The following is a 7,561-nucleotide window of genomic DNA, read 5'->3' on the forward strand; positions in this document are numbered from 1 at the left end:
ACGGTCGCAGCGGCGGTGCGCGCGGTGGCGGTGCGTGCGGTGCCACTACGTCGCCAGGAAGGCGAGCAGCGCCGCGTTGACCTCCTCGGCATGGGTCCAGAGCAGGCCGTGCGGCGCGCCCTCGACCTCCACGTACTCGGCGGAGGGCAGCGCCCGGTGGAAGGGGCGCCCGGTGCTGTCGATCGGCAGGATGCGGTCGGCGGTCCCGTGCAGGATCAGGGCCGGCACGTCGATGCGCGGGATGTCGGCCCGGAAGTCCGTGTACCAGGTGGACGGCGCCGCCGCGGCGGCGAAGAAGCCGCCGCTCGCCGCGACGTTCCAGCTGTTGCGGACGGCCTCCTCGCTGATCCGGCTTCCGAGGTTCTCGTCGAGGTTGTAGAAGTCCCGGTAGAAGGCGGTGTAGTAGGCGTAGCGGTCGGCCTTCACGGCGGCGACGATCCCGTCGAAGAAGTCCTTCGGACCGGCCCCCTCCGGGTTGTCGTCGGTCTTCAGCAGGCAGGGCTCCAGGGAGCCCAGGAAGGCGGCCTTGGCGATGCGGCCGGAGCCGTACCGGGACACGTAGCGGGCGACCTCCCCGGTGCCCATCGAGAAGCCGACCAGGACGGCGTCCCGCAGGTCGAGGGTCTCCAGCAGGGTGTGGAGGTCGGCGGCGAAGGTGTCGTAGTCGTAGCCGGTGGTGGGCTGGGAGGACTGTCCGAAGCCGCGGCGGTCGTAGGTGATCACCCGGTGGCCCGCGTCCAGCAGCGCGGCGCTCTGCCGCTCCCAGGAGTGCCCGTCGAGCGGGAACCCGTGGATGAGGACGACCGGCTGCCCGGAGCCGTGGTCCTCGTAGTAGAGGTCGATGGGGGTGGAGTTCTCCTGGCCGACGGTGATGTACGGCATGGTGTCCGGTGTTCCTCTCGTCATGGGGCCCGGACGATGACCACGGGGCAGGCGGCGTGCTGCGCGCAGTGGGTGCTCACCGAGCCGAGCAGGGTGCGGGTGAAGCCGCCGCGGCCGTGGCTGCCGACCACCAGCAGCTCGGCACCCCGGGCCGCGTCCAGGAGGATCTCGGAGGGGTCGCCCATGACCATCGTCTGGCGGACGTTCACCGGGGAGTCGTCGCCGAGCACGGTGTGCAGTTCCTCGGCGAACCGCCGCTCGGCCAGCTCCCGGTCGAAGGTGCTGTCGACCACGGGCGCCGACCAGCCGAAGTGGCTGGGGGGTTCCCAGGCGCCGACCGCGTCCACCACGCCGCCGATCAGCGTGGCGTGCCGGGCCGCCCAGCGCAGCGCGGCGTACGACGACGGCGAGCCGTCGACGCCGACCACGACGCGGGGAGCGGAGTCGTTCGCGTTCATCTGTACCGTCCCTGGCTGACCGTCCTGCGGATCGTCGCCCCCCGACCACGGTGCTGGCCGCCGGACGGCGCCGCCACCACGGCCCGGCACCCGGGTGACGCCGACGGCCGGGCGGGTACCGTCGGTGGCCGCCGAGCGCCCGTGACCGGGGCGCGGCCGTCACCGGAACGGGGAGGACGGGTGCGAGTCGGACACGCGGTGCCGGGCCCGGCGCTGAGGCCCTGGATCGACCGCTACTGGTGGTACCGGGCAGGCCCCGGCGACCTGCCCCGGCTGCTGCCCGGAACGGGTGCCGAGCTGTGGATCCACTGGGCCGGCGGGGTCCACCTGGACGACGGGGCCGGGCCGGTGCCGCTGCCCGCCGCGCACCTGGTCTGCCTCCGCGGGGCCCGCTGGGAGCCGGTCTCGCGGGAGGCGGGCGGCTTCGTGGTGGTGCGGTTCCGGGCCGGCGCCCTGCGGCACTTCCTGGCGCCGGGGGCCGACGATGTGGCCGACCGGGTGGTGAGCGCCGCCGAGGTCCGGGGGCCGTGGGCCCGGCGGACGGCCGAGCAGGTGTGCCTGGCGTCCGGGCCGGAGGAGCAGGCGGGCGGTCCTCGACCGGGTGCTCGCCGAGCTGCTCGCCGCCCACCACCGGGCCGACCCGTGGCTGGACGCCGCGGACGTGCGATGACCATGGTGGTGGCGATCCTGCAGGCCAGGACCGGACGGGAGGAGGCCCTCGCGGCAGCCCTGCGCGAGGTCGCGGAGCGCACCCGGGAGGAGCCGGGGGCGCTCGCCTACGCGGTGGGCCGCCAGGAGGGCGGCCGGTTCCTGGTCACGGAGCGATACGCCGACCGCCCGGCGCGCGAGGCCCACTTCGCCTCCTCCTACGTGACCGACCTGCCGGCGCGCTTCCCGGAACTCCTGGCGGACGAGCCGCAGGTCGAGTTCACCGACGTGGTGACGGCCTTCGCCCGGTGACCACCCGCAGGCCCGCGTGCGCCCGGCACGGCCTCAGGCCCGGACGCCCAACTGGGCCAGCAGGGTCGCGTTGTCCTCGATGTGCCAGTCCTCGGTGATCCGGTCGGCCCCGACGTGCTGGATGTCGATGGCGTTGAACTCGATGTCCTGGCCCTGTCCCCGCACGCCGTCGAAGGTACCGGTGAAGTGGCCGCGGAAGACCAGTCGGGCGGTGATCCTGTCGCCGCTGATCAGGACGTCGGACAGCTCGCAGGTCAGGTCCGGCACCGCGGCGCGGAAGTTCTTCGAGGCGAAGGCCGGTCCGGCGGGGCCCTGCGGGCGGCCGGGCGGCAGTGTGTTGTCCCGGAACTGCGGGCTGATCGCCGCGTCCAGGTACCGCTGCTGCCCGGTGTTCCAGAACGTGTACAGCTGCTGCGCCAGGTGGACCTCCTGGGCGGCGCGCCGGGCGCCGATCGAGCGGTCCGCGGTGAGCGCCTTCGGCTGGACGAGGCCGGGCGAACGGTCGATCAGGCGCTGCGGCCAGTCGCGTGCGGAGTCGTGGTGGCCGCTGTCGTGGACGGGGGCGGCCGCGGCGGTGCCGCCCGCCAGGCCGGCCGCCGCCGCGAGGACGGCGGCGGTACGGATCAGGGTGCGCGAGCGCATGGGAACAGCTCCTCGGTTCGGGGGCACGCCGGCGGATCGGGGCGTGCGGGGGTGGCCGGCCGGTCGGAAGCTCCGGCCGGCCGGGGTGGGGGAACCATGCCGCCGGAGGCGGACCGGCCCGTCAGGCGAGTCGGCCGCCGCCGTCGACGTGCAGCACCGTGCCGGTGACGTACGGGTTGTCGATGGCGTAGCGGACGGCCTTGACCAGGTCCTCCGGGGTGCCGACGCGCCGGGCCGGGTTGCGTTCGGCGACCCCGCGCAGGAACGCGTCCTTGTCGGCGCCCAGGCCGTCCCAGGAGCCGGTGTCGACGATGCCGGGGGAGACGGCGTTGACCCGGACCGGCGCGATCTCCACCGCCAGTGCCTGCACCAGGAAGGCCAGCGCGCCGTTGGTGGTGGCCATCACGGTGCGCGCGGGGGCCGGGCGCCACGCGGCCACACCGGAGAAGAAGGTGAACGAACCGCGCTCGGAGACCTGCCCGACCAGGTGCTTGGCCAGCAGCAGCGGGCCGATCACCTTCGCCGCGAACGCCCGCTGCACGTCGGCCGCCTCGAGCTCCCGAAGCGGGCCGTTGGCGGGCATCGCGGCGGTCGAGACCAGGTGGTCGAAGCGGCCGGCCCGGGCGGCGAAGGCGGCGATCGACGCCTCGTCGGCGATGTCCAGGGCGATCACCTCGGACGGTCCGGACAGCTCGCCGGCCGTCCACTCCAGCTTGCGCGGGTCGGGGCCGGCCAGTACCAGGGAGGCGCCGGCCGCCGAGGCGGACCTGGCGACGGCCTGCCCGGTGCGTGAACCCGCACCGACCACGACGAGCCGCTGCCCCTGGAGGGAGGTGGTGTCGGACATGGTGGAACTCCTTCGGACGATCGGGGAACCGGCCGCTCGCTGCTTCCCGCGGCGGCCGCACCTCGACCCTCTCCCGACCAGCGCTGATGAGTCCAAGGCTTGTTTTCTACCCCGGCGATAAAATCCGTTCATGGCAACGCCGACGCTCAGACAGCTCGAATACCTGGCCACCGTGGTCGACACCGGATCGTTCACCCGTGCGGCCGAACAGCTGCACGTCACCCAGCCCGCGCTGTCCCACCAGATCCGTGCCCTGGAGGGCGCCCTCGGCGGCCCGCTGCTGGAGCGCCTGCCGCGCTCGGTACGGCTCACCCCGATGGGCCGGGCGGTCCTGCCGCACGCCCGCGCGGCACTCGCCGAGGCCGGGCGGCTGCAGGCGGCGGCCCGCCGTTCGGCCGGCCTGGAGGAGGGCGAACTGGAGGTCGCCGTCGTCTACTCCGTCAGCCTCGGCATCCTGCCGCCCGTGCTGCGGGAGTGGCGCCACCGCCACCCCGGCGTGCGGATCCGGCTGCGCGAGTACCCCCACACCGACGCGCTCCGGGAGGCCATGGCGGCGGGCCGCGCCGACCTCGCCATCGGCCCGGCGCCGAGTGGCTGGGAGGGGCCGATCCGGGAGCTCGGCGTCGAGGAGTTCACCGTCGTCCTGCCCGCCGACGACCCGCTGGCGGACCGCCGCGCCGGCACCGTCGCCCTCACCGAACTCGCCGACCGCGACTGGGTCCACTACGCCCCCGACAACGGCCTCGCCGACCTGCTGGACCAGGTCTGCGCCCGGGCGGGCTTCCACCCCCGGGCGGCGATCCGCGCCGAACAGACCTCGGCCGCCCCGCTGCTGGCCGCGGCCGGGCTCGGCCCCGCCCTGGTGCCCGCCAACATCGTCCCGGCCCAGTTCGAGGGTGCCCTGCTGCGCCCGGACCCGCCGATCCTGCGCACCCTCACCGCCTACACCCGCACCCGCCCCGATCCGCTGACCGTGGCGTTCGCCGACCTGCTGGCCCGTCAGGCCCGGGTCGGCCCCGTGGTCTCCGGCCGGTCGGCCGGATCCGGGCCCGGCGGCGGAACACGCGCCTGAGGTCCGAAGGGACACTCGTGCGAGGCCCCGAGGACACGCGCGCCTGAGGTCCGATCGGGCGCCGTGGCACGTCAGCGCGCGGCGCCGCCGACCGGCTCGTGCTCGTCGTCCGCGTCCTGCGGGTCGACGGCGTCGCTGAGGCCCAGACGCAGGTGCTCGATGTGGTAGACGGCCTGGTCGAGCAGTGCGGCGACGTGGTTGTCGTAGAGCGCGTAGACGACCTGCCGGCCGTTGCGGCGGCCGATGACCAGGCCGAGGTTGCGCAGCAGGCGCAGCTGGTGGGAGCAGGCGGACTGCTCCAGGCCGACCTCGGCGGCGAGTTCGGTGGCCGCGCAGGGGCCCTCGCGCAGCCGGGAGAGGATCAGCAGCCGGGAGGGCGTGGCGAGGGCTTGCAGGGTGGTGGCCACCCGGGCAGCGCTGGTCGCGTCCAGGCGCGTGTGCGGGACGGCGGTGGCGGGGGTGGCTCCATGACCCATGCGGGCCATCCTACAACTCATAGATGAACGGGCCTTCATATGTTCATGTATCGTGAACGAGTCAACGGCCCCGCCCTGCCCAGGCCTGCCCCGAAGGGTCCCCCCGCCATGTCCTCCACCACCCTGACCGGGCGTTCCGCGCCCCCGGCCGTGCCACGCCCGGACACCGCGCCCAGACGGCGTACCCGGGTGCTGTCACTGCCCGAGGCCCGCTGGGCCGCCGCCGCGACGGTGCTCTTCCTGGTCGCCCTGCCGCTCCAGCTGACCGGCGCCCCCGCCTGGACCTGGGGCCCGCTGTACACCCTCGCGTACGCCACCGGCGGCTGGGAGCCCGCCTGGGCCGGGCTCCAGGCGCTGCGGGAGAAGACCCTCGACGTCGACCTGCTGATGATCGTGGCCGCGCTCGGCGCCGCCGCCGTCGGGCAGGTCATGGACGGCGCGCTGCTGATCGTCATCTTCGCCACCTCCGGCGCCCTGGAGGCGCTGGCCACCGCCCGTACCGCCGACTCGGTGCGCGGACTGCTCGACCTCGCCCCGGCCACCGCCACCCGGCTGCTGCCCGACGGCGGCGAGGAGACCGTGCCCACGGAGGAGCTCGCCGTCGGCGACACCGTGCTGGTGCGGCCGGGTGAACGGATCGGCGCCGACGGGCGGGTGCTCGACGGCGCGAGCGAGGTGGACCAGGCCACCATCACCGGCGAGCCGCTGCCCGTCGTCAAGGAGACCGGCGACGAGGTGTTCGCCGGGACCCTCAACGGCACCGGGGCGCTGCGGCTGCGGGTCGAACGGGACGCCTCGGACACGGTCATCGCCCGGATCGTCCAGCTGGTCGAGGAGGCCTCCGGGACCAAGGCACCCACCCAGCTGTTCATCGAGAAGGTCGAGCAGCGCTACTCGCTCGGCATGGTGGCCGCCACCCTCGCGGTCTTCGCCGTCCCGCTGGCTTTCGGCGCGGCCTTCACCGGCTCGCTGCTCCGGGCGATGACCTTCATGATCGTCGCCTCCCCGTGCGCGGTGGTGCTGGCCACCATGCCGCCCCTGCTCTCCGCCATCGCCAACGCCGGACGGCACGGCGTCCTGGTCAAGTCCGCCGTCGTGATGGAGCGTCTGGGCCAGGTCGACGCCGTCGCACTGGACAAGACCGGCACCCTCACCGAGGGCACCCCGCGCCTCACCGACGTCCGGCCGCTCACCGGCTCCGGCCTCTCCGAAGAGCGGCTGCTGGCGCTGGCGGCCGCGGCCGAGCACCCCAGCGAGCACCCGCTGGCCCGCGCCGTCGTCGACGCCGCCCGCACCCGCGGCCTGACCCCGGCCGCCGCTGAGGACTTCACCTCCACCCCCGGCGTCGGCGTCACCGCCACCGTCGACGGCCGGGTCCTCGCCGTCGGCGCGCCGGCCCGGCTGATCCTGGGGCGCACCGACGCCGCCTCCGCCGAAGCCGCCGCGCTGGCCGCGGAGTTGGAGGAGGGCGGGCGCACCGCCGTCCTGGTCGAGGCGGACGGCGTGCCGGTCGGCGTGCTCGGCCTCGCCGACCGGCTGCGCCCGGACGCCGCCGCCACCGTCGCGTCCCTGCGCGCGCTGACCGGCACCGCGCCGATGCTGCTCACCGGCGACAACCCGCGCGCCGCCGACCGGCTGGCCGCCGAGGTCGGCATCACCGACGTCCGGGCCGGACTGCTGCCGCAGGACAAGGTCGCCGCCGTCCGGGAGCGGGAGGCGGCCGGACGCAAGGTGCTGGTGATCGGCGACGGCGTCAACGACGCGCCCGCGCTGGCCGCCGCCCACACCGGCCTCGCGATGGGCCGGGCCGGGTCCGACCTTGCGATGGAGACCGCCGACGCGGTGATCGTCCGCGACGAACTCGCCACCGTCCCGGCCGTGGTGGCGCTCTCCCGGCGGGCCCGCTCCTTCGTGGTGCAGAACCTGGTGATCGCCTCGGTGTTCATCACCGTCCTGGTGGTCTGGGACCTGGTCGCCACCCTCCCGCTGCCGCTGGGCGTGCTCGGCCACGAGGGCTCGACCGTCATCGTCGGCCTCAACGGTCTGCGGCTGCTGCGCGAGAGCGCCTGGAGCGGGGCCCGGGGATAGCGGGAAGGTGCTCGACTGAACGGTTCTGCACGGAACTTCAGCGAGGGGGCGGGGGGGGGCCCGGGGGGCCCCCCCCCCCCCCCAGTGTACCCCCCCGCAGTCGGCCCCCCGGCCCCAACAGATGGGGGCAAAGGGT

8 protein-coding genes are annotated in these 7,561 nt (G+C 74.9%); 3 read left to right on the top strand and 5 right to left on the bottom strand.

What is annotated here, in order from left to right:
- Positions 1-45 precede the first annotated feature (45 nt).
- Together ACWGJO_RS23275 and ACWGJO_RS23280 are read right to left on the bottom strand one after the other, a co-directional pair.
- Positions 46-882: an alpha/beta fold hydrolase gene (locus tag ACWGJO_RS23275; RefSeq protein ID WP_452186486.1), complete on the bottom strand. Its 837-nt coding sequence runs from the start codon at positions 880-882 to the stop codon at positions 46-48.
- 20 nt (positions 883-902) lie between these two features.
- Positions 903-1,340 carry a universal stress protein gene (locus tag ACWGJO_RS23280; RefSeq protein ID WP_452186459.1) on the bottom strand — a complete coding sequence of 146 codons (438 nt, stop codon included), beginning with the start codon at positions 1,338-1,340 and terminating at the stop codon, positions 903-905.
- Between the two features lie 180 nt (positions 1,341-1,520).
- Between ACWGJO_RS23280 and ACWGJO_RS23285 the strand changes: the two genes are divergently transcribed.
- Complete coding sequence (locus ACWGJO_RS23285; RefSeq protein WP_452186461.1) at positions 1,521-2,300, top strand: antibiotic biosynthesis monooxygenase; 780 nt, start codon at positions 1,521-1,523, stop codon at positions 2,298-2,300.
- Between the two features lie 33 nt (positions 2,301-2,333).
- Here the strand turns inward: ACWGJO_RS23285 and ACWGJO_RS23290 are convergent, their stop codons facing one another.
- Positions 2,334-2,942: an ester cyclase gene (locus tag ACWGJO_RS23290; protein WP_452186463.1), complete on the bottom strand. Its 609-nt coding sequence runs from the start codon at positions 2,940-2,942 to the stop codon at positions 2,334-2,336.
- A gap of 121 nt (positions 2,943-3,063) precedes the next feature.
- Entirely contained in the window at positions 3,064-3,789 is a 726-nt protein-coding gene (locus ACWGJO_RS23295) for an SDR family oxidoreductase (RefSeq protein ID WP_452186465.1), read from the bottom strand.
- A 130-nt stretch (positions 3,790-3,919) separates the two neighbouring features.
- On the opposite strand from ACWGJO_RS23295, the gene ACWGJO_RS23300 reads away from it, so the two are divergent.
- Positions 3,920-4,861: a LysR substrate-binding domain-containing protein gene (locus ACWGJO_RS23300; RefSeq protein WP_452186467.1), complete on the top strand. Its 942-nt coding sequence runs from the start codon at positions 3,920-3,922 to the stop codon at positions 4,859-4,861.
- A gap of 71 nt (positions 4,862-4,932) precedes the next feature.
- Here the strand turns inward: ACWGJO_RS23300 and ACWGJO_RS23305 are convergent, their stop codons facing one another.
- On the bottom strand, positions 4,933-5,337 hold the full coding sequence (locus ACWGJO_RS23305) for an ArsR/SmtB family transcription factor (RefSeq protein ID WP_380352967.1): 405 nt from the start codon (positions 5,335-5,337) through the stop codon (positions 4,933-4,935).
- 108 nt (positions 5,338-5,445) lie between these two features.
- On the opposite strand from ACWGJO_RS23305, the gene ACWGJO_RS23310 reads away from it, so the two are divergent.
- Entirely contained in the window at positions 5,446-7,425 is a 1,980-nt protein-coding gene (locus ACWGJO_RS23310; RefSeq protein WP_452186469.1) for a heavy metal translocating P-type ATPase, read from the top strand.
- Positions 7,426-7,561 lie beyond the last annotated feature (136 nt).

It is taken from the genome of Kitasatospora sp. NPDC054795 (assembly GCF_053611565.1).